At 60.1% G+C, this 23,235-nt stretch carries 17 protein-coding genes; 9 read left to right on the top strand and 8 right to left on the bottom strand.

The genetic code is table 11. The features are described 5' to 3' along the window. Window positions 1–41 precede the first annotated feature (41 nt). The 4 genes from BM083_RS23470 to BM083_RS16965 all read right to left on the bottom strand — a co-directional run bounded on the left by BM083_RS23470 (window position 42) and on the right by BM083_RS16965 (window position 5,187). A complete protein-coding gene (locus tag BM083_RS23470; RefSeq protein WP_177197676.1) occupies window positions 42–1,208 on the bottom strand; it encodes an alkaline phosphatase D family protein in 1,167 nt (388 codons plus the stop codon). 1,565 nt (window positions 1,209–2,773) lie between these two features. Continuing rightward, complete coding sequence (locus BM083_RS16975) at window positions 2,774–3,187, bottom strand: TRAM domain-containing protein (RefSeq protein ID WP_089870891.1); 414 nt, start codon at window positions 3,185–3,187, stop codon at window positions 2,774–2,776. Between the two features lie 244 nt (window positions 3,188–3,431). Next, window positions 3,432–4,091 carry an HAD family hydrolase gene (locus BM083_RS16970; RefSeq protein WP_089870888.1) on the bottom strand — a complete coding sequence of 220 codons (660 nt, stop codon included), beginning with the start codon at window positions 4,089–4,091 and terminating at the stop codon, window positions 3,432–3,434. A gap of 136 nt (window positions 4,092–4,227) precedes the next feature. After that, window positions 4,228–5,187, bottom strand: a complete 960-nt coding sequence (locus tag BM083_RS16965; RefSeq protein WP_089870886.1) for a transcription initiation factor IIB — start codon at window positions 5,185–5,187, stop codon at window positions 4,228–4,230. Between the two features lie 312 nt (window positions 5,188–5,499). On the opposite strand from BM083_RS16965, the gene BM083_RS16960 reads away from it, so the two are divergent. Further along, window positions 5,500–6,150, top strand: coding sequence for a ribonuclease HI family protein (locus BM083_RS16960; protein ID WP_089870964.1), 651 nt, complete (start codon window positions 5,500–5,502; stop codon window positions 6,148–6,150). A gap of 143 nt (window positions 6,151–6,293) precedes the next feature. On the opposite strand, the gene BM083_RS16955 is transcribed toward BM083_RS16960, so the two are convergent. The 3 genes from BM083_RS16955 to BM083_RS16945 form a co-directional block, all read right to left on the bottom strand. Beyond that, a complete protein-coding gene (locus BM083_RS16955; protein ID WP_089870884.1) occupies window positions 6,294–7,712 on the bottom strand; it encodes a DUF6498-containing protein in 1,419 nt (472 codons plus the stop codon). A gap of 293 nt (window positions 7,713–8,005) precedes the next feature. Beyond that, window positions 8,006–8,347 (bottom strand): hypothetical protein, encoded by a 342-nt coding sequence (locus tag BM083_RS16950; protein WP_089870881.1) that lies wholly within the window; start codon window positions 8,345–8,347, stop codon window positions 8,006–8,008. A gap of 494 nt (window positions 8,348–8,841) precedes the next feature. Next, complete coding sequence (locus BM083_RS16945; RefSeq protein ID WP_089870879.1) at window positions 8,842–9,609, bottom strand: IclR family transcriptional regulator; 768 nt, start codon at window positions 9,607–9,609, stop codon at window positions 8,842–8,844. 407 nt (window positions 9,610–10,016) lie between these two features. Here BM083_RS16945 and BM083_RS16940 point away from each other — a divergent pair, with 407 nt between their 5' ends. The 5 genes from BM083_RS16940 (at window position 10,017) to BM083_RS16920 (ending at window position 17,930) form a co-directional block, all read left to right on the top strand. After that, complete coding sequence (locus tag BM083_RS16940; RefSeq protein WP_245756924.1) at window positions 10,017–11,315, top strand: citrate transporter; 1,299 nt, start codon at window positions 10,017–10,019, stop codon at window positions 11,313–11,315. A gap of 6 nt (window positions 11,316–11,321) precedes the next feature. After that, entirely contained in the window at window positions 11,322–13,466 is a 2,145-nt protein-coding gene (locus BM083_RS16935; protein WP_089870874.1) for a hydantoinase/oxoprolinase family protein, read from the top strand. After that, window positions 13,463–13,975 (top strand): hypothetical protein, encoded by a 513-nt coding sequence (locus BM083_RS16930; protein WP_089870872.1) that lies wholly within the window; start codon window positions 13,463–13,465, stop codon window positions 13,973–13,975. Before BM083_RS16935 ends, BM083_RS16930 begins: the two co-directional genes overlap by 4 nt. A gap of 70 nt (window positions 13,976–14,045) precedes the next feature. Then, complete coding sequence (locus BM083_RS16925; RefSeq protein ID WP_089870870.1) at window positions 14,046–16,103, top strand: FAD-dependent oxidoreductase; 2,058 nt, start codon at window positions 14,046–14,048, stop codon at window positions 16,101–16,103. A 153-nt stretch (window positions 16,104–16,256) separates the two neighbouring features. After that, entirely contained in the window at window positions 16,257–17,930 is a 1,674-nt protein-coding gene (locus tag BM083_RS16920) for a LamG domain-containing protein (RefSeq protein ID WP_089870868.1), read from the top strand. Between the two features lie 594 nt (window positions 17,931–18,524). Here BM083_RS16920 and BM083_RS16915 read toward each other — a convergent pair. After that, window positions 18,525–19,295 (bottom strand): IclR family transcriptional regulator, encoded by a 771-nt coding sequence (locus tag BM083_RS16915; protein WP_089870866.1) that lies wholly within the window; start codon window positions 19,293–19,295, stop codon window positions 18,525–18,527. 304 nt (window positions 19,296–19,599) lie between these two features. Between BM083_RS16915 and BM083_RS16910 the strand changes: the two genes are divergently transcribed. The 3 genes from BM083_RS16910 to BM083_RS16900 all read left to right on the top strand — a co-directional run bounded on the left by BM083_RS16910 (window position 19,600) and on the right by BM083_RS16900 (window position 23,097). Then, window positions 19,600–20,775, top strand: a complete 1,176-nt coding sequence (locus BM083_RS16910) for a M24 family metallopeptidase (RefSeq protein WP_089870864.1) — start codon at window positions 19,600–19,602, stop codon at window positions 20,773–20,775. 93 nt (window positions 20,776–20,868) lie between these two features. After that, the gene (locus BM083_RS16905; RefSeq protein WP_089870862.1) at window positions 20,869–22,707 is read left to right on the top strand and encodes an ABC transporter substrate-binding protein; all 1,839 of its coding nucleotides are present in this window, start codon (window positions 20,869–20,871) and stop codon (window positions 22,705–22,707) included. 3 nt (window positions 22,708–22,710) lie between these two features. After that, window positions 22,711–23,097 carry a RidA family protein gene (locus BM083_RS16900; protein WP_089870858.1) on the top strand — a complete coding sequence of 129 codons (387 nt, stop codon included), beginning with the start codon at window positions 22,711–22,713 and terminating at the stop codon, window positions 23,095–23,097. Window positions 23,098–23,235 lie beyond the last annotated feature (138 nt).

The raw sequence follows: 23,235 nt of genomic DNA, 5'->3' as shown, positions 1-23,235 counted from the left end.
GACGGTGATTCGCGACGGAGAGTGTCGGGTTTACCCCCACGCTAGGACACGGGGCTTTCTCCTCGAACTTCGCTAAAGGGCAATCGATACGGCCACCCTGTATACTGGGAGGCTTCGTCCGCCAACGGATCTTCGTCCCAGGGCCAGCATTCGATGACGAACTCTTCGGCATCACGGTCAACGTGAACAATTCCGTATCCTTCGCGTTTGTGTTGCCGACGATAGAGATGGTGACCCTGCTGAAACCGGCGGAACGTCGCGTACGAGACTGTTGGATTCGCAACAGCGAGCACTCGAAGCTTGTTTCCGAAGGCGTCTGTGAAGTCACCAGTGTTGGGATGTCCGGTGCCGTTCGGTAGCGGAGGTTTCGGCTCGAACCATCGCTGGAAGGTCGTCCCCCCCGCAGGTCCGTTGAACTGCACTATTCCATCGGTATGTTGGTCCACGCCGTGGCGGATGAGTGTCGCGAGATGTTGATCGCCCGAGAGGACGAGGGCGTTCGCGTCACGGAGTAGTCTGATCGCTCGGTTCCGACCGCTCGCAGGATATCCGTTTGCGTCGTAATCACGTTCTGGCCGCCCCCCTGGGCCAGTGTGTGCGGCAGCAAAGCACGTCTGCGTCAAACAGATGGCGGGACCATTTCGCGGGATTCGTTCAGCCCAGTCGGATAAGAAGCGCTCTTGTTGTTCACCGAGGAGTTCGAGTGATTCGTTCGGGTCCGCACGTGCTGGAGGCGGGGATTTGAACTTGCGGTCTTCGAGCAGTGCAAAGTTCACCCCGCCGTATACGAAATCAGTATAGTAGACCGGAATTCCGAACGCGATGGATCGGATAGAGTAGGGGTCCGGGTTGTGCCCACATTGGACTCGCTGAACCTGTTTGACGAACGAGGGCGTGCAAACGTACCCTCCTTCAGCAATATTTTGTTCGCGTTGCCCTCTCCGTATCGCATCTTCGTATGGATGTGGTTCGTCCCGCCGCCCGCGTGCACCCCACAAGTTCGACTGGTAAACGTCGTGGTCGTCGACGAGCGTGATCGATGGTATCGAACGCGTTAGGTCACGGAACGCCCACACCCATAGATACCACTTGTAGAGATAATCTAGGTCCGGGTTCGGTGACTTCGAAGCCCGAGTCGGGCTGCTTTGGTACAGTTGGTCACCGGCGAAGACGAGCAGATCCGGATCGTGAGCGCCCGCATTGCTCACCAGTGACTCGTGGGGAAAGTACAGATTTTCGGGAGTGTATCGACCAAGTCGTCCTTTATCGAACCGTCCACGAGAGCTACTGCCACTATCGAGTCGCCGTGCACTCGCTGCAACACAACTGAACAACGCGATAGTAAGGTTCTCACCGCTGGGCTCTGCCCGAATTCGACCTCGATAGTGACCGACAACGCCGGTACTATCTCGATAGGTGACAAGATACTCCCAGTCACGTGTCGCGTCCCACTCCTCGACTCGGAAGCGAGCAACGTAGCCAGATTCGACAGTGGCCGTTGGCCCCTTCCTCCACGTTGCATCCTCCTCAAACGGACGATAGTTGAGACGGAGGCGGCCGTTTTCGTCTCCGACGGGGAGTAGCTGTGTGGTGAGCTTGAGAACACCCGCAGATTGGGAATACATCGTTCCGGCGATCGGCCCAAACTGTCTCTCGGGATGGACGGCAATCTTGTCTCCGGCGGTTTCGACCCCCTGAAACCACCACCGGGTACCCGCAGTTCGGGATGGTGGCGACGAGACGAGTGAAATACCACCCAGGACGTCTTTTTCAGCGACGTTTTGGCGAGGCGCTCCTGCGAGATATCGTCCAGTATTGGCGTCGTGTACGTTCAAGCGAACGTCGAATCTACCTTCGGGCCGTGGAAAGATATCGAGGGCCAGTTCGAAGTCGTCGTCGGTTGTCGGTCGCTGGGGAGCGGTCATCTTAGCGTGCGTCTCCGAGGATAGTTCGCGGAATTCGAGCGGTCGTCGTTCGTCGGTGTGGTCGCGAAACCGCACCTGTCCGTCCATCTCGAACGTACACAGCATCCCACCACCTTTCCCTGAACTCCGCTGAGCCAGTGCTCTCGCCCGGTAGTCCAACTCTTCGTTGACGCCGATCAGGAATCCACAGAACCCTGCGTGTTTCCGTACCCCTGCGAGACCAGTCGTGACGCGGAGATGTCCAGTAGTATCACCTGCGACGATTTCGCGTGTGAGAAGGGCTACCGTTCGAATCTCGTGACCACTCGTCGACTGCAGACAGACGATTTTTCCGTCCTCGTGTTTCCAATCTTGCAGTCTATTTCCCCACAACCCAGGTCCGAGCCAGTGTTGAGTCGCATCTCCCGGATTCGCTGCAACGGTCTCGAATTCGTCCCCGAACACTGGGTCAAGCCGAACGGTTCCAGTTCCAGTTACATACGTTCCACCACTCAACGACAGTATAGCCCCAGTGTTAGCGATTCCACTCATGAACGCTCTGCGATGTATCGAACAGTCTTCGAATCGACTCATTGGTGATAAATTGACGCTCTATGTTCGTTTACTTTCAACAACAGTACTTGGAATACGCTGTTCCCGGAGTTCTCTAACCCAGGGTCAAGCGTAGTAGGGTATGTCGTGAAACTGCAAAAACAAGTGCCCACAGTCCACCGTTGCTGAGATACTGCTGTGGGAGAGAGATGTGAGTGCGGTAACAAACTCCCGTATATTCCGAACTGAACCGCTACATACGACAGGCGGTTTCTGACAGTCGTCCGGGAGTTCCACCGCTCGTGCCAAATGCAGCGTTACGATTCAGACTCAACAATCTCGGCGAAGGCGACGTTCTCACGAACGGTATGCACGTCGACCTCTACAGTTGCGCCGGGTTCGCCGCCGTCAACGATGATGATGTAGCCGCGCTCGACCTTCGCGATGCCGTCGCCTTCCTCGCCGAGCGTCTCTATCGTGACCTCCCGTATCTCACCTTCGTCGACGGGCGGCCCCCGCACTTCCCGGTGTTCTACACTCGGGACGACGTCGGGGGGTGTATTCGTCGACGACGCGCCGACGTGCGTGAGCACGCCAACACGATAGAACTCGCCGACGTCGAGTCCACTCTGCTCGACTTCCTCACGCGGAATCTCGATACGGTACGAACCGTCTTGCTCGGTCACAGACGCAGTAAACAGACACTGCAGTGAGTCAGGAACTTCGACCATCGGTGTAGTAGTCGCTCTTCGAGGGGCGGCCGTATATCGATGTGGGTCACTCGACACGCTGCTGTCCGCACACACCACCACTCCCAGTGCACTGAGCCGTCACTGTGAGTCAGACCACCTCTGTCGAAGTATCCTACTGTGCGTCGAAGCCACCTACTCACCGCACGGCTCTCGGACGGCGACGTAGGGGCCCACTCTGCGCAAGGTGACACCGCGTTTGCTCCAGCGTGGCTAGTGACTGTTCTCAGACTCCACAGATCTCGTGGAGGTCGTCCAGTGAGTCGATGTCCCAGGTTGGCCAGGTGTTGAGTTCCCAGTCACTGCGGTGAGGACGGCGGATAAAGGCGGAATCGATGCCCGCGTTCTCGGCGGCCTGGATGTCTGACTCGTTGTCGCCGACGTACAGCGCGGACTCCGCATCGAGGTCAGCCAGGGCACGGTTGAGGTAGTGTGGGTTCGGCTTTCGGAGGGTGAGACTCTCGATAGTCGCCTCACGGCCATACGCAGTGTCGAACATCCCGGCGAGCTCGAAGTGTTCGAGGAGGAAGTCGACAGTCTCCTGTTGGTTCGAGCTGACGATACCCATCGTGATGTCGAGGTCAGCCAACGTGTCGATATCCTCGTAGGGTGTCTTCCGTTCTGCACGGGCTTCGTCCTGCTGTGCTTCGGATACGGTACTGTCACGAGTCCGCCAGAACTGTTCCGGGTCGAAATCGTAGACGTCGCTGACGGTAGCGACTCCACTCGGCGTCGCTCCAATAGTCATATCCTCGACGTGGTCGGGGTTTGGCTCGGATACACCGAACTTCGCAAACGTCTCTTCAGTAGCCTCTCGGAGAACGTCAAAACGCGTCCGACCGACGAGGACACCGTCATTGTCGAAGACGACGGTATCGTAACTCATATGCTTTGTTTGGAGGTCAACCTTATAAGGATTTCACTCGAAACCTGTTCGAACGCGGGATTCGACCAAGAGATGACAATCAACAGTTATGTGAGAGACGGGTATCGTCAAGACAGACTCCACGGGCGACCACTGCTTAGTGAATCCCCATCGCTTCGATTTGCTCTTGATACCGGTTTCGAATCGTCACCTCTGTCACTTGCGCTACGTCGGCCACTTCTTTCTGAGTCCGCTTCTTGTTACAGAGCAGTCCTGCCGCGTACAGCGCTGCAGCCGCAAACCCAGTTGGCGACTTCCCAGAGAGCAATCCCTCCTCGGCCGCTGTATCGATGACGTCGTTTGCCTTCTGTTCGACCTCCTCGGGAACGTCTAACTCGGAGGCAAACCGTGGGACGTACTCTTTGGGATCGACGGGCCGCATCTCGAGACTCAGTTCTTTGGCAACGTATCGATAGGTTCGTCCGATCTCCTGATAGGGAACCCGCGAGACGTCGGCTACTTCGTCGAGGCTGCGCGGAATCCCTTCTTGACGACAGGCAGCATACAGACAGCCCGTCGCGACCCCCTCGATCGAGCGTCCACGAATCAAATCCTCGTTGAGGGCGCGCCGGTAGATGACCGAGGCGACTTCACGCGTCGATTTCGGGACGCCGAGTGCCGAAGCCATCCGATCCATCTCCGAGAGCGCAAACTGGAGATTGCGCTCACCAGCATCCTTCGTTCGGACGCGCTCTTGCCACGTCCGCAGCCGGCTCATCTGCTCGCGCTTTCTCGAGGATAGTGAGTTCCCGTAGGCGTCTTTGTTCTTCCAGTCGATCTGGGTGGTCAGCCCCTTGTCGTGCATCGTCTTCGTCGTCGGTGCGCCGACACGCGATTTCGAATCCCGCTCGCTGGCGTTGAACGCCCGCCACTCCGGCCCACGGTCGATCGTCTGTTCGTCGAGGACGAGCCCACAGTCCTCACACAGCAGTTCGTCGCCGTCCTGAACGATTGCCTCCGATTCACACTCCGGACACAGTTGTGTTGCTGACTGCTCGGCCGTCTCTGTCTCCTCTGGTTCGGCTGTCTCGGTACGTTGCGGGGAGAATCTGACCATTAACGCAAGTTCGGTCTCCTGAAACAAAAGGGCTGGGTCGGCGGTATCGGACAGTCCGACTGCACCTCGGCGTACCCACGTTCGACCTTCGTGAGACAGTCACCTTCCGTACTGCGTGGTGTGACCGGTGACTCGGGGTGAGATGGTGGTACCGTCGGCCGTTCTCGTACGCCACGTGGCTGCAGAATCCCGGAAAGCGACGGGTGGCACCTGAAGGGATTATGTTTCTCGGCTACTGAGAGCCGCTATGCAGAGGTGCGACCAGGCGAAGAGGCTGAGGTGCCGAAACCGAAAGTCGAAGAGGCTGATAGCGTGACCGACGAACCGCTCCCGGCCGAACATCTTTCGCCGCTCGCCACGCTCGTCGACGAGGTACTCGGACAGGTAGGCTACGAGATGGGAGCCGCCACCGAGGCTATCGACGACGCTGTCCCTGGTTACGGGGGTCTGTTCGACCCTGCGACCACTTCGACAGAGCTGCGTCGAGCGCTCGAAACTCTCTCCGAATCGGAACTCACACGACCACCTGCTCCCGAACCGACAGGCGACGGATTCGTCCTGTACGTCGACGGAAGTTCACGCGGCAATCCCGGCCCCGCGGGTGCGGGCGCTGTCATCATGGACGCCGAGGAGAACCAACTCGCCCGTCTCGGCCGTCCCGTCGGCTCCCGGGCGGGGAACAACACTGCCGAGTACGTCGCTCTCCAACTCGGACTCTCCGAACTGCTGACTCGCTACGAACCCCACAGAGTGGACGTTCGTATCGACTCGATGACGGTCATCCGTGACGTGTGGGACGGCGACGACCCAACAGAACCGGGCGTCGAGACGTACAGCGAGGCTATCGCAGTAGCGCTGTCGAATATCCCAGAACATCGGTACACCCATTTGGCAGATAGCGACCCGAACCCCGCCGACGCGCTGGCCACAGTCGGCGCCGATATCGCGGCATTCGGACCCTGAGAGTCGGCGGAGTCGTCTTCGAGGACGTTCGACCACGGTCTGCACGGTTGTTTACCGGTGGAGCAGGGGTGAGTTGGTTCGTGTTTCGGGAGTCAGTTCGCTGTACTGATTGTCCCCCTCTTGACGTGCGGCCAGCGAACCGGTCACGGGTGTGCGAGTTTCCAGAAGCCCATCGGGACGGCACCGAGAAACGGAAGAGACATCGGGAGGACCACCCACGGAACGGACGGACCGACTGGTGTGGCAGCCACGACGACGACGCCAGCGGCGATGCAGACAGCCGAACCGACCGCAGCACCGACGAACCGCCGGTCGAGCGGCGAGAGGTCGGTCGACCGGAGCGGAAGGTCGAACGTATCGGTGAACGTCTTCGGGTCGTTGACTGGGCCGAGCGTTCGCTCGGTCTCGTCGTCGCCCCAGCCCGTCGTCACGGTGAGTGTTCGCGTTCCGAAGTGCCGGTCGGCGGGTCGCGTTTCGACGACAGCGGCGTCACGAAGTTCACTGATTGGCGTCGCCCACTGTGGCTCGTCGGTCAAGCGGTCGTGGGCGACGAGGTGGTCGTCGATTCGGTGGTACGTCGTCCACCCGTTCGCGAGAACGGCCTCCACGATGTCGCCGACGAGCATGAGACCCAAGAGGACGAGGCCGGCGAGACCGCTCACGACCCAAAGCGCCAGCGAGGGCGCTCCGTCGCCGAGGAACGAGGGTACGCCGAGCCAGACGAACACGGCCAACACGACGTAGAACGGTCCCGTCGTGGTGGCCGCCCGCCAGACTGCGGCCGCCGCGACCGAGCGCCGGTCGACGTCGATCGTGACTGACGACTGCCCCGCAGGTACGTCGACCGAGTCGACGGTCGTGTCGCTGTCGGGGCCGGAGAGCCAGCCAGTGACCCGTCCGCCGCCGCCACGTTCGGCGCGGACTCCAGACCACTCGAAGAGCACCTTCACGAACACGAACACGACGAGCACAGGCGTCGCTCCGCCGACTGCGACGACGAACAGGAAGACCGAGAGGAAGAACGCCTGTCGAGCCGGAACTTCGACGACAGCGTACGGAGAGACCTCCGCATATCGGCCGCTCCGGAAGTAGGTGTGGGTCGTCTCGACGACCTGGCTGACGACCAGTGCACCGACGCTGAGCAGTACCTCCGGACGGCCGAGGACGTCGAGGAACGCGACGGCTTCCGAGACTGGAGCGAGGACGAAGAAACCGACCCACACGCCACCGCTGACAACCGCGACGGTGAACGGGACGTTCCGGGGATAGACCGGCGGCAAACGGTCGTGAACGGTGACACTCCCCCGTTTGTCCGCGAGGTCGCTCTCGGAGACGCTGAAGACGCCGTTCTCGCGGTCGGAAGCGGGCGGTTTGCCAGCGAACAGTGCCTTCATCCCCGCGAGCGGCAACAGCACCAACAGCTCTAGCGCGTAGATAGCGACGAGCGTTTCGGGGTCCCAGCCGAACCACACCACTCCGGCGAGCGGGAGGACGTTGGCAGCGAGAACGGGAAGAAACCCGAGTGGCGTCTGTGGGGTGTCGTCATGCCGGATGGAGGGCATTGGTTGCGCTCTCTCTCAGTGACAGATATGTCTGATGGAACGGTTGTCGAGACGACGCAGTCTCAGAATCTTGCTGTTCGAAGGTGGTTCGACTCGCACGCCAGGAGAGCGACGGAGAGCAAGAAGGCGTCCGTTCACACGACGAAACTGTGGTCGTGTGAAGAGCGGTCGCTCAGACTGTTCCCGTCGGCTATCGACGAATCAGACCCGTGGATTCAGATGGACAGCAGAGAGCGAATACGAACATGGAACGGCACTTGTTCAGGGGTAGAAAGGTGCTGGCAGTAGAGCCGTCACTCCTCGAACGAGTACAGTTCCCGCAGGAACTCCACGTACGGTGAGTCTTCGACGACGACGTACTCGTCCCACGGTGTGTCTGTCTCGACTCTCTCTACCATTCCGTGTTCGAGGTACTTGTCCCACCGGTCGGACTGCTGCAGCACACTCCCACTGAACGGGATGTTCTTGCCGACGTGCGTTCGCGAAAAGCTCTGAGTAGGGTTTCGAAGCATGTACTGGAAGGCCGAGAACGTCACCTCATCCTTGTAGAGATATCGCTCAAACGGGTCGCTAGGCAACGTCGGGTCGTTTTGCTCACCAATCTCTTTGAGTCGGTCTGCCAACCGGTCGCTCATTACCGGTAGTTGTAGTCGGCGTTCGATAAGTACGTGGTTGATACTGTCAGCCCAGTGGTAGAATAAGACCCTAGCGTGAACGTTGCCGAACGGGTTACTCTGAACAGCGATAGACAGAGTAGATAAATCCAAAGAGAACTCTCAAAATAGGTATATAGAGAGCAAATCTCACAGCAAAGATAGATAGTCTTGCCTCTGAGTTTCAAATTGAGACAAGTTAAACGCACTTTTAGAGCCGATTCTTGGTTATATTCGGATAGAAGCTCTTTATTTAAATTTCTATATTCTAAAGAGTGAAAATTTATTAGAAGAGAAAGACAGATGTGTTCAGATTAATGTGGTTCGGCCATAGCTCATGGCAGTCTGCAGAAACAACCGTCTACGTGGATTCGGTGGGATGTCTTCGTCGGTCCGAGAGACGAGCAGTTCTCGGTCGAGTCGAAACGTCCATCGTCGTATGCATTACAGAACTAACCGCGTAATGCACATCGTCTTCAGGAATATGTAATGTTGACTTCGACCATCTTCGACGCACGGCGGAGGAGGTCAGGTAACTCGGTTCTGAATCGCTCACCGTTGATTCGGCGAGTCGGCCCGGCGACGGTCAACGCACCGAGGAGTTCGCCCGTCTCGCGGTTCTGAATCGGTGTGGCGATACCGCGCATGCCGTCGACGCGCTCTTCGTCGTCGAACGAGAGGCCCGTCTCCCGAATCTCGGCGAGTTCGTCTTCGAGTTCGTCGCGGTCGGTGATCGTTCGGTCCGTCTTCTTCGGCAGGCCGTGTTGCTCGATGACGGCGTCTCGCTCCGCTTCCGACATGTGTGCGAAGATAGCTTTCCCGGCACCGGTGCAGTGGAGACACAACTGAATCCCGAGTCGCGCGTCGGTGCGGACTGCTTGGTTCGCTCGGTCGTAACAGAGGTACACCGCACGTCCGTTCTCTTCGACGGCGATAGCGGCGGATTCGCCCGTCTCCGCCGCGAGCTCCTGCACGACAGATTTCGTCACCGGATAGACCAACTGTCGACTGAGTGCACTCGACGCGAGTCGCAGTGACTTCAAGGCGATACAGTACTCCGTGTCTTCCTTGACGACGTATCCGCACTCGAGAAACGTATCGAGGTGACGGTGGACGGTGCTCTTCGGTCGGCCACTCGCGTCCGCAATCTCGGAGACGCCTGCCGTCCCCTGTTCTTGGAGCGTTTCGAGTATGTCTAGCGCCGTGACGACGGATTTCATCGGTGTGGTGTGTTCGTCTCCCATTGTCTACTCGCATCATTGCGAACGTTCGTTATAAACGTATCCCATCCTGTGAGACGACTATTCCGCAGCGTGGAACACAGTTCGACTAGCGTAGGTTCATAATGATTGTTACTGCTAACTTCCGCTATCTCAGACTCGAATGGAACAGCTGTTCCACGTCGTGGAATTCACTCGAACGAGCTGTTCGATTGTTCTCACTCGATTGTCAACTCCTTCGTGTGGGCAGAGTCCGGTAGTCTCTCCGTGAACCAGCTCTCTTCGCCTTGTGAAGGGTGTCGAGTGACCAATCACTGTACACTCGATGCCGGGTGCACTGTTCTTATCTACAATTCTACACAACTCTGTCGCCGCCATGTTCGATAATTATATATAGGGGTAATTCACACATTGACTCGGTGTATCACACCATGAGCATACTCAATGCAGTAGGGATTATCGCAGTGTTTGCCATCTTCGGCCTCCTGATGATGACCGAGTTGGTGCCGACGTTCGTCGCACTCGCGGCGATGGCACTCGGTATCGCGGTGGTCGGTGGATTAGGCTACGAACAGATTCTCAACGACGTCATCGTAGGCGGATCGACACGGTTGAGTGCGGCGTTCGTCGCCGTCTTCTTCGGGGCGGCACTCGGCGCAATCGTCGAACAGACTGGCATCGCCGAAGACTTAGTCAAGACGGCGGCGGAACTCGGCGGCGACAGTCCGTTCATGGTCGCGGTACTGTTGTACATCGCCGTCGCCGTCATCGCGACGAGCATCTCTGGCCTCGGCGCGTTCATCATGATTGCGACCATCGTCTTCCCGATTATGGTCAGTATCGGCTTCCCACGCAAGATTGCGGCGGGAATCGTCCTTCTCGGGTACGCCAACGGCGTGATGTTCAACCCGGCGAACTGGGTCTTCTACGCCGACGTGACCGGTATCCAACTGCAGAGCGTCATGGTGTGGGCACTCCCGACAGGTGCTGCCGCACTCCTCGCTGGATTGGGATACATCACGTTTCAGACGCGGACCTCTTCGTTGCAGGCAACGTGGGCGGCCGAAGGAGGTACCGGTGCGGAGAACATCGAACAGATGGGCTCAAACGTCCCGACGTACGCACTGTTTGCGCCCGTTCTTCCAGTCGTACTAGTCATCGCTGGGCTGCCAGTGCTTCCGGCGTTCGTCGTCGGTATCCTGTTCGCCGCCGTCTTCAGCAAGCCTGGCGCGAAGGGGTTGACGAATCCGAAACAGACGCTGAACCAGGTGACACACGCGTTCCACGAAGGGATTTCGAATGCGGCCCCGGCCATCGCGCTGATGGTCGCTATCGGCTGGCTGCTGAAGGCTGTCTTCGCCGAGTCGGTGGCGACGACGATGGAACCGCTCCTCTCGGCTATCATCCCCGAGAATATGGTTCTCTACGCGGTGATGTTCATCGTCCTCGCACCGCTGGCACTCTACCGCGGCCCGCTCAACCTCTGGGGTCTCGGAAGCGGTATCATCGGTGTACTCGCCGCAATCGGCGTCAACCCGGCGCTCATCACGACGACGGCGGTCAGCGCGCTCCGCGTGCAGGCCCCCGCCGACCCGACGAACACGCACAACGCGTGGACGGCCGACGAGATGGGCGTGAACGTCAACGCCATCACGAAGAGCGTGCTTCCGTTCGCGTGGTTGACAGCAGCCGTAGGAATTATCGCCTCGGTCTACCTCTTCGGAGTCTAACGAACGATGACAAACATACGAGTCGGAATCGACGTGGGCGGGACGTTCACCGACGCTGTCGCTATCGACAGTGAATCGCTCGAACTCCTCGACCAGGTCAAGGTTCCAACGACACACGACGCAGACGACGGTGTCGCCGCCGGTATCGTCGACGCCGCCTCACAGATTCTCGACGAGATAGACGCCTCTCCGGAGGACGTCGTGTTTCTCGCGCACGGGACGACCCAAGCGACGAACGCACTCCTCGAAGGCGACGTGGCGAAAGTCGGTATCGTCGGTATGGGGAAGGGGCTGAAAGGTCGCCGCGGCAGGTCCGAGACAGACGTCGAGAACATCGACCTGAAGAACGACCAAGTCATCGAGACGACGCAGGCGTTCGTCTCGCTGGACGACGGCGTCCCCGAAGACGAGATTCACGCCGCCTTCGAGACGTTCAGAGACGAGGGCGTCGAAGCCGTCGTCGCCAGCCAAGTGTTCGGCGTCGACGACCCGCGTGCGGAAGAGCAGGTCTGTGAGATGGCTCGCGAAGCCGGATTCGCCGCTATCGGGGCGAACGTCGTCTCGAAACGCTACGGGCTGAAAGTCCGGACGCGAACCGCCGTCGTCAACGCGAGCATCCTCCCGCGGATGATGGAGACGTCGCGTTCGACGGCCGCCGGTATCGAAGGGATGGGCGTGACGGCACCGCTCATGATCATGCGCTCCGACGGCGGGGTGATGGAGATAGAGGAGATGCAACGCCGCCCGATTCAGACCATCCTCTCCGGTCCGGCAGCGGGCGTCGCAGGCGCGTTGATGTACGAGAACGTCACCGACGGCGTGTTCGTCGAAGTCGGCGGCACCTCCTCCGACATCAGTATCATCGAACGCGGGCAACCGAAGTGGAAGTCCGCCGAAATCGGCGACCACACGACGTTCTTGGAGACGCTCGACATCCGGACGGAGGGTGTCGCAGGTGGGTCGATGATTCGCGTCGAAGACGGCGACGTCGTCGCCTCCGGCCCGCGAAGCGCTCACATCGCCGACCTACCCTACGCCGTCTACGCCGACCCGGAGGACATCGTGGACCCGAAACTCGTCCGCGTCCACCCGAAACCGGACGACCCGGCGTACGTCGCCATCGAGACGAGCGACGGAACGCGATACGCGCTCACGCCGAGTGGGGCGTCGAACCTCCTCGGACTCGTCGACGACGACTGGTACGCGGCAGGCAACCCGGAGGCTGCGAGACGGGCGTTCGAACCGCTGGCCGCCGAACTTGGAACGGACGTGGAGTCTGCGGCCAGAGCGGTGCTCGACGTGAGTATCGGCACGATTCAGCCCGTCATCGAGGACATCATCGACGAGTACGACCTCAACGCCGACCTCTTGGAACTCGTCGGCGGTGGCGGTGGCAGTGCCACACTCCTCCCGTATCTCGCAGAGAACACCGACTACGACGTGCGGTTGGCGACGAACCACGAGACAATCAGTACCATCGGCGTCGCTCTCGCGATGGTTCGCGACGTCGTCGAGCGGAACGTGATGGACCCAACGGAAGAAGAGATAGAGCGACTCCGCCGTGAGGCAGTCGACTCCGTCATCGGGATGGGCGCGAATCAGGAGACGGTCGAGGCGAAAGTCGAGTACGACGCCTCTCGGAACCTGCTCCGGGCCGAAGCCGAGGGGTCGACCGAACTGCAGACGCGTGACCTCTCGCAGGGAGCGGTGAGTGGCGACGAACGAATCGAAGCGGCCGCCGCCGCACTCGATGCAGACACCACAGAGATCGAAGCGAGTGCGTCGACAGACGGCCTGCACGTCTACACGGCAGAGGCGACGACCGAACGCCTGTTCGGCCTCCTGTCGAAGAAGCGGACGAAGCTCTCTATCGTCGACAACGCGGGCGTCGTCAAACTGAAACTCGAAGACGCCGCCGTCTACGAAGCACAAGGTGAGAACCTCGAACGGAACGTCGAGCAGGTGTTGAACCGCGAGTCGGTGTTCAGCAACTCTGCGACGAAACTGCCGAACATCTACATCGCACAGGGGAACCGGCTGGTCGACATCAGCGGGATGTCCACGCGCGAGCAGGTACTCTCGCTGGTCGACATCGAACTGGAGGACGTCGACGACGACGAACGACTCGTCGTCGTCGCGGAGAAACCATGAGCTTCGGCGACGCACTCCGCGCACAGGACGAGACGCGTCGAGCCACCGGTATCGGTCCCACGGACGACGAACGAGCGAAGACACTCGCCGAAGCCACCGCCCGCGAACTCCGTACAACATACGGGACAGACGACGTCTCCGAACTCGCCGCCGCCGTCGGTGTCACGGTTCGGCACAGCGAGTGGGACGGCGTCGACGGACTCTACCTGTTCGGCACGTACGCAGATAGCGTCATCACGCTGTACGACTCGCAACTCCCACACCTCGCCGAGCGACTCGGTATCACGGCGTCGCTCGCCGCAGACCTCGTCCTCGCACACGAGTTGGGCCACCACGCGCTGGACGGACACGAAGAGGCGACACCGGGACGACCGACGTTGCGTCAGCGTCTCCTCTCGTGGGTCGCCGGAAGCGGGCACCGAGCGTTCGAGGAGCGGGCCGCCCACTGGTTCGCACTCGAACTCGTCGGTGACAAACTCCCGAAGGACGCACGGGCGGTACTCAGGTGAACTGGAGACGAACGAGACGACCGAGACAACACGACAGACACAGCAGACACAACAACCGATGAAGACTCCAATGCAGACAGACGAATCTTACACCACCGTCGTCGTCGGCGGGTCGGCAGGCGGTATCGCAACCGCGGTTCGCGCCGCGCGAGAGGGGACGGAGACGCTCCTCGTCACGTACAACGACAACCTCGGCGGGATGATGGCAGGCGGACTGAGCTACACCGACACGCTCGTGATGAAGCCGCGGTCCCCACTTCTCGAAGGCTTCTTCCAGCGGGTTCGCGACCACTACGAGACCACCTACGGCCGAGCGTCGACGCAGTACGAACACTGCGAAGACGGCTACATCTTCGAGCCACACGTCGCCGAAGAGATATTCGAGACGCTCGTCGTCGACGAGGAGAATCTGACCGTCGTCCGCGGCTACTACCCCGAGTCGGCGACACGGGCCAACGAGACGGTCGAATCCGTCACCTTCCGGGCGTTCGAAGCCGACGACACGTTCACCGAGGACGCCGCAGTGTTCGTCGACGCGACGTACGAGGGTGACCTCATGGCCGCAGTCGGCGTCGACTATCGCATCGGCCGTGAGTCACGGTCGGAGTACAACGAGCAGTTCGCCGGGCGCATCTTCACCGGCATCCGTGGCGACCGGTTCTACCCGCGTGAAGCCGTCGGCAACGAGGACGACAGCGCACCGATGGACCGGCGCGGACCGTTAGACGTCCCCGAAGAGAAACGCCGCGGGAAACTCGATTTGGTTCCGCATCCCGCAGGGTTGACGGAGATTTTCCCCGGCAGCGACGGCACCGGCGACGACGCGATTCAGGCGTACAACTTCCGTCTGTGTCTCTGTCGTGACCCCGACAACCGCCGACTACCGGAGAAGCCAGCGACGTACGACCGTGAAGAGTTTGTGCACGTCCTACCGGACATCGAGGCGTCGGGACTGCGGCACTATCTGACGCTCCGATATCTCCCGAACGACAAGGCAGACATGAACGCGGCAGACCTGCCGGGGACGAACCACGACTACCCGGAGGCGTCGTGGGAACGGCGTCACGAGACGGCACGTCGGCACCGGGAACATGCACTCGGGTTGCTCTACTTCCTCCAGAACGACGACGCAGTCCCCGAAGAGGTGCGCGAGGAGGCGCGGCAGTGGGGACTCGCCGCCGACGAGTTCGAGGACAACGACAACTTCCCGTGGCAGTTCTACGTGCGCGAAGCACGGCGTCTCGACGGACAGTACACGATTTCGGAGTCGGACGCGCGTCTCGAACCCGGACTCGACAGGGCACCCGTCCACGAGGACGCCATCGCCTACGCGGAGTACCCACTCGACTCACACGCCTGTCGAGAAGTCCGACAAGCAGGTGGGCAACCCGAGGGGTTCTTCTACGCCTCTCAGGTGACGCGGCCGTCGCAGGTTCCGTATCGGGCGCTCCTCCCGAAGTCCGTCGACAACCTGCTCGTCTCAGTTCCGCTCTCGACGACACACGTCGCCTACGGTACCATCCGATTGGAACCGACGTGGATGCACATCGGCGAGGCGGCAGGGTTCGCAGCGTCGTTAGCCGACGACCGAGACGTCGCTCCAGCGTCGCTCGACGTGGCCGAACTGCAAGGCCGTCTCGCCGAAGCGAGCGTCTCGCTGTCGTTCTTCAACGACGTCGATACCGCACAGGACGACCCGTGGGCCGCCGCCGTGCAGTTCCTCGGAGCGAAGGGCTTTTTCGACTCCTACGACGTGCGCCCGGAGGACCCACTCACGGAACCCGTCGCTGCGTCGTGGGCGCGGACGGCGGCCCTGCTCGAAAGTGGTGAGACCGTCGACGCCACTGCGCGTGCGGCGTCGACACGGCACGCTGAGGAGGCGTCACCAAGCGTCGACCGTGAGACGTTCGTTGAACTGCTCCGTGAGGAGTTCGACTCGACTGTCCCCGTCGGTGAGAGCGAAGATGACCCCTTCACGAGCGTCGACGTCGATGCCGACACAGACACTCACGAACTCACTCGTGGTGAGGCGTGCCGACTCGTCTATCGCCTGCTCGGCCCGGCGGAAACGCTAGACGCTACCGACGGCGACGCTGTCGAGGTGTCGTCGACGACGGAGTCACACTGACGAGGAGCGACGACGGACAAACGGTGCACGAACACACCGTTCCGTAGTTGAGACTAAATTATAAAATTAATCACTCATCCGAAGAGTATAAGTTCCATGCCATCACTTGACGAGATGGTCTACGAAACAGTAGACTGACGGAGAGCACCAGCTATGCAAGACAGATTCGACATCGAACGGAGAACCGTACTCAAATCACTCGGCGTCCTCGGGGCAGGGGGTCTCGGTCTGACCTCGTCACTGACGGGCGTCGCGTCGGCGTACGAAGGCGCACTCGCCTCGTTCTACGAGTTCGAGGGGACGACTGCAGCCGACTCGTCGGGGAACGGCTACGACGGGACAGTCAGCGGTGCGTCGCCCGGGGCGAGCGGTATCGCCGGTGACTGCTTCTCGTTCGACGCCGGCGACGCCGTCGACGTCCCCCACCCACTCTCGGGTGCGTCGAGCGGAGCCTACTCGGTGTGGGTGAACGCCACCGCACTCGGCGAGGACAAAGCCATCCTCGGCGACTGGCCGAGTGCCGACACGTCGATGTGGTACGACGTCGGTGACGACGTGTGGGGGTTCGCCGCACGTCTCGGTGGGACGTTACAGAAAGTGACCGGCGGGTCGCCGTCGGTCGGTGACTGGACGCACCTCGTCGCGACGTTCGGCGGCGGGACGTTGAGACTGTTCGTCGACGGAACCGAAGTCGACAGCACGTCCGCCAGCGGGCAACTCGCCACGCACGGAAACATCCAACTCGGGGGCGACGAGGGTGACCACGGCTACTGGGACGGACGTCTCGACCAAGTCCGAACGTACGCTCGTTCTCTCAGTGCTGCGGAGGTGTCGACGCTGTACGAGAACCCGGGGTCGGCCGAGTTGACCAGTAGCGACAGCGTGACCGACATCGCGTTCTCGAATCAGGGACTGGCGTTCGACCCCGCACAACAGAGCTACTCTCCCGGCGACGAGTTCATCTTCCCCTCGATCATCGAGACGTCGAAGATAGCCAACCCGCTCGGGAAGTACCACCTCTACTGTGCCCCACACGGAACGTCAGCGACGAAGGACGGTGAGACAGTCGGCGTCGCGCTGTTCTACTCGGACACGCTCGGTGATGGGTCGTGGACCGAGTACGCGGGCAACCCAATTATCGACCCGAGTGACTTCAGTGGCGTCTCTCATATCTCGTCTCCACACGCCATCTTCGCCGACGAGTACGGCAAAGTGCTGCTCTACGCACACGGCGACAACCACGTCACGCGCTGGTGGTACGACAGCGGCGACGACGGGGCGACGTTCGACTACGGCGGTGACGCCGTCGACACCTCGATGTACTCGGGGTCGTCCGAGAGTTCCTACGCCCGGGTCTACGAGTACTCGATTCCGAACCGGTCGAATCGGTACACGATGTTCTTCATGAGCAATCAGGGCGGGACCCGACACATCCGCTTCGCGACATCCACCGACGGGAAGAACTGGACCGTCGACCCGGACGAAGTCATCTCGCCACAACCGGAGCACGACGGCAACGTCTCCGGGCCGTTCTTCTTCCGCTATGACGGGATGTACTGTCTCGCCTTCCACACCTCCGACGGCAACCAGTGGGTCGCCGAGGTGGGCGAGAACATCGACATGGAGAACCACTTGGGCATGTTCAACCAAGCGACGAGCGGTTCGCCCGACGGCGGACGGTGTAGTTCGCCGTTCCTCGTGACGGACGACGGTGGTACGCCGTGGCTGTACTACGAATCGAACACCAGACTTGATGCGGCAATCGGCGTCGAGCGACTGACCGATAGCGACGACGCGGCGAACCTCTCGCTGTTCGACCTCTCGTAGGAGAGCGGCAAGCCGCGAATCGGATGGGGGCGCTCCGAGTTCGGACCTTGTCCGACTGGCCGCGCTCGGACCCATCACTCTCGCGCCGATGCGAGTCGTCGTCGACGAGGTGGCAGACGAAATCTGCCAGACATTGTTGTTCGCAAAGCACAATATAACTCCGAATCAAACCCCGTTCTCGACATCGCACTACTCACACAGCACGGCACCGACTGACGGCAGTTTCTCCGCACGACGTGTCTGCAAAGTACGGTCGCATTGACCCGATAATTATTGTTGAACGTTTGATTGTGTAGACAGTTCTGTGTCACTCTCGAACTGAGACTCAGAGTAGTGAGACAGAATGAAATCAGCGAGACGCTCGCTTCATACGCTGAAGGATGGATCGTGAATCCCCATTCGAAGAGTGACCTGCTGGTCGATTAGCTACGAATTCTTGTGTATAATGTACAAGTCTGCGTCGGTCAACAACTCACACCATCGCTCGACGGTCGAACGTCAGTTCGGGAATTGCAGTCGATGTCGACGCGTAGGAATTACACACGTAGGGTTGTAACACGAGTGGCCCCTCATCATTCGCAACCTGCGAACACGTTACCTCGGATAGCTCGATTCGAGTTCCGTACGCAGTTCGTCTACGGCCTGAGCGAGCGGAACGCGGAACTCAGTCTGGAGCGTCTCACGGCTCACTCGGTAGCTTGGACCGCCAACGGTGAGCGCACCGTAGACACCACCGTCGGCGTCGTCGACGACCATACTCACTGAGCGATATCCGCGCATGTACTCCTCGTCGTTGAGTGCGTACCCCTGCTCACGGACCTGTGCGAGCTCTTCGAGCAGTTCAGCACGTGAACCAATCGTGTGTTCCGTCCGTGTTGGTAATCCTACCTGCGTGACGTACTCGTCTACTCGGCTGTCGTCCCACGTCGCGAGAATCGCCTTCCCTGCTGCGTTGTTGTGCATTCTGTGGTGAGAGCCGGTTTTGAACCCGGGTTCCGCGGAACTGTCTGCTTGGTCGTAGAGCAAGACGATGTAGCCGTACTCTTCGACAGAGTAGTCCGCTTCGGCGTCGGTTTTCGCTGCGAGGTCTTTGACTTTTTTCCGGGCTGCGTCCGGCAGTCGTCGACCCATCGCATCCTGTCCCAGTTTGAAGAACCGGAGTCCGAGGTGATACTCGGAACCCTCCTGAACGAGATACTCTTGGCGTTCGAGTGTCGTAAGATGGTAGACGACTGTACTCTTCGCCAGGTCGAGTCGACTAGCCAGTTCGCTGACCCCTGCGCCACCCGACTCTTGGATAGCCTCGATGAGTCTGAACGAGGTTTTCGTCGCCTGTACCTCACGTGGTTGCGTCGGGGAGTCCATGACAGTGTCTGTCTCGTCTCACAGCTTAACTGTTCGCACTGTGCGAATAGCGTTACGCATAGAAGCGAATTTACTGACGAGATATCGAATAGTGAGAGAGTTGCAAACAGAACGACACGGCAGAGAGACGAAGTCAAACTAAAGTGCCACGTAAATCCCGGATTCTGGAATTCATCCCCGATTCACAGCCACGAAGCTACAGAACTCGTCGTTCGTAGCTCGCGAACAGGATATCAGTTCGGGCGTTCCGCTGGCAGATGTTACGAGGAGAAATATTCATATACACTCGATAGGTGCCTCTGGTATGGGTACGACATACGCCGCGTTGGACGAGCGACTCTCTGATCTCGACGTGGACGGCTACTTGCTAGATGCCGACGGTGAGGATTCGAACCAGTACTACCTCTCGGGCTACCACGCACCGGACCGATTTATCACCCTGTATTCGCAACGTGGTGTCGTATTACTCATGTCGGGGTTAGAGTACACGCGTGCGAAGACCGACAGCAGTGCGGACGAGGTACGGAAACTCTCTGAGTTCGAATATGCAGCAAACGTCGAAGCGTTTGGCCCAACCGAAGGTCGCATTCGGTCGCTCGTGGACTTCCTCGCCGCATACGACATCGACTCTGTTGCCGTCCCCGAGACGTTCCCGACCGGGGTTGCAGACGGACTTCGTGAGTTCGATATTTCTGTCGTCGCCGACGCAGAAGACACAGTCGACACGATTCGAGCCGTTAAATCTGCCGAGGAGATCGAGCACATTCGAACCGCACAGAAGGCGAACGAGGCCGCCGTTCGGACGGTCGAAGCGTTACTCACGGACGCGACTATCGACGGGGAGTTTCTCTATTACGAGGGAGAGAAGCTGACGAGCGAGTTCGCGCGAACCGCCGTCGAGAAGACGCTCATCGACCACGGCTGTAGTCTCGACGACAGCATCATCGCCTGTGGACCTGACTCTGCGCGTGCACACGAACGGGGCAGTGGTCCGCTCCGAGCCCACACGAACATCACCGTCGACATCTTCCCGAAGCACAACGCGACGGGCTACAACGCAGACATGACGCGAACTTTCGTGAAAGGAGAACCGAGTGAACAGGTTACCGAGTGGTACGAACTCACCTACGACGCGTATCGGGCGGCGCTCGACACCGTTCGGGCAGGTATTACGGGCGAAGACGTTCACGACGCCGTCTGCGACGTCTACGAAGCGGCTGGCTATCCGACGCTCCGGACGGACGAGTCGACAGAAGACGGCTTCTTCCACAGCACCGGCCACGGTGTCGGACTCGACGTACACGAAGCACCCCGAATCGGCCTCGGTGGAGAGGAACTGAAAGCGGGTCACGTCATCACCATCGAACCCGGACTGTACGAACAAGGCGTCGGCGGCGTTCGCATCGAAGACCTCGTCGTCGTCACCGAAGACGGGTACGAGAACCTCACCGAGTATCACACCGACCTCGTCATCGACTGAACAGAGTACATCTCGGTGTTCCAGCGATGGGGCTGGGGGATACCTTCATTCGGATGAAAAGTTATTTATAGAGATGCGAGAATGGTACGCACCATGGCAGCAAGTGACGAATTGACACGCAGACGCTTCTTACTCGCGACTGGTGGTGTTGGCTCGGCGGTTGCACTCGCAGGGTGCAGTTCGCAGAACGACCCGAGCAACGACGACGGTGGGACGGCTGACACGGGGACGGAGTCAGAGACAGAGACGACCGAGTCGACGTCGGGCAACGGAGACACGTCGAGCACGCAGACGCTCAATCTCCTCAGTAGTGGTGTCCGGACACTCGACCCGATTCCGGCGACGACGTCTTCGGACGCCGAAGTCGGCGTGAACATCTTCGATGGGCTCATCACCTATCCGAATGGAGAGCCGAACGTCGAAGCCCTCCTCGCGACGGACTACGAGATCTCTGACGATGGGACGACGTATCAGTTCTCGCTCAAAGACGGCGTGACCTTCCACAACGATGCGACGTTCTCGGCAGCGGATGTCGTCTACTCGTGGGAGCGCCTCGCAGCCTCGCCGAACTCCGGACGAGACTACTATCTCCTCAGTACTCTCGGCGTCGCACACGAGACGGACGACGAGGGGAACTACGTCCCGGGAAGTATGGCGGTCGAAGCACTCGACGAGTCCACGTTGGAGGTGACGCTGACAGAGCCGTTCCACGCTGCACTGCAGGTGATGGCGTACTCCGCATTCGCCGTCCTCCCGGAAGGAGTCGTCGGCGACATCGACGGATACGAAGGAGAGATGAGCCAAGAGGAGTTCGCGACGAATCCGGTCGGCTGTGGCCCCTTCGAGTTCGAGTCGTACACGTCTGGAACGTCGGTCTCGGTTACACGCTTCGACGGCTACCACGGCACGAAAGCGAGCGTCGCTGGCGTCAAGTGGTCGGTCATCCCCGACCCGTCTGCGCAGTACAACGCGGCGATGAACGAGAACCTCGACGCGTTCGACATCCCGACCAGCCAGTACGACTCGGCGAAGATTTCGGTTTCGGAGACCGACGACCGCGGCCGCGAGGTCGGCACGTACGGTCCCGCGCGAAACGGCAAGACGCTCAACTATCTCCGGGTGCCGACGATTAGCTCGAGCTACATCGGTTTCAACACAGAGATTATCCCGAAACCGGTTCGACAGGCCGTCGCGTACGTCGCGAACCAACAACTCTTCAACGAACGGGTGTTCAAGAGCCGAAACGTCGCCGCGACACACTTCACCCCGCCGACTATCTACCCCGGTGGTGTCGCCGAGTACGAGAAGCACGCCGAGAACTACCCCTACGGTGTCGACGAGACGCGATTAGACGAGGCCAGAGCAGTACTCGAAGAGGCAGGATACAGCGACAGTAACCGATTCGAGTTCACGCTGAGTACGTACACCGCCGAGTGGGAGTCGGTCGCGAAGATTCTCCGCGACCAACTAACGAGCGTCTACGTCGACGTCGTCATCAAGCGGACAGATTTCAGCGTCCTCGCGAACCAACTCGTCAACGGGAACGCCGAAGCGTACACGCTCGGTTGGTCGTTCGACTGGCCGACGCCAGACAACTTCCTCCAGTTGCTCTACCCGCCGAAGACCGACACGTCCTCGGGCAACAACGTCGGCTTCACGAACTGGGGCGGCACAGACGCGGCGACCCGCGCCACCGAAGCGTGGGACGAGAAAGTCGCCAGTAACCCTGGCCCCAGCGACGCTGCAGAGCAAGCCCGTAACGAAGCCTACGTCGTCATCGAGGAGGCAAACTGGGAGGATATGGTGCAGCTTCCAGTCTACCACGAGAGTGAAGAACTCTTCTCCTACGACCGACTCAGCTTCCCCAAGTTCGGGTCGGGTGGGTCGTACCGACAGAAGAAAAACGAGTTCACGCTCAGCGAGGAACAGTAGTCCATGAACGACCGTCGGGAGTATTCGACCGGGACGACGTGGGAAGAGACGTTCGGCTACTCGCGGGCCGTCCGCATCGGTGACCAGATTCGCGTCTCTGGGACGTCGGCGGTCGAAGATGGGGAGGTCGTTGGTGTCGATGACCCTTACCGACAGGCGAGACATATCCTCGAAACGATCGGCGAGTCGCTGGCCGAACTCGATGCCGGGCCGGAGGACGTCATCCTCACCCGAATCTACGTCGCCGACTTCTCCCTCTGGGAGCCAATCGGCGATGCACATCGAGAGTTCTTCGGTGACGTCCGACCCGCGACGACGCTCATCGAAGTCGAAACGTTACCACGGCCAGAGCTACTGCTCGAAATCGAGGCCGAAGCGGTCAACCACTAGCACCGGTCGTCTTCCCCGACGAACCGGTGCAATCACGCCACCCACCGAGGTTGGCGTCGCGAGTCACCCATCACCGTCCAACAGGAGTTGGAGACCACGGTGAGTTTCAGAGGCACCCACGTCCCCGTTGCTGTCATC

The sequence above is a fragment of the Halogranum rubrum genome (assembly GCF_900114455.1).
Classification (GTDB): domain Archaea; phylum Halobacteriota; class Halobacteria; order Halobacteriales; family Haloferacaceae; genus Halogranum; species Halogranum rubrum.
The sequence above is the reverse complement of the archived record's forward strand: the minus strand, read 5'-3'. Positions and strand labels throughout refer to the sequence as shown.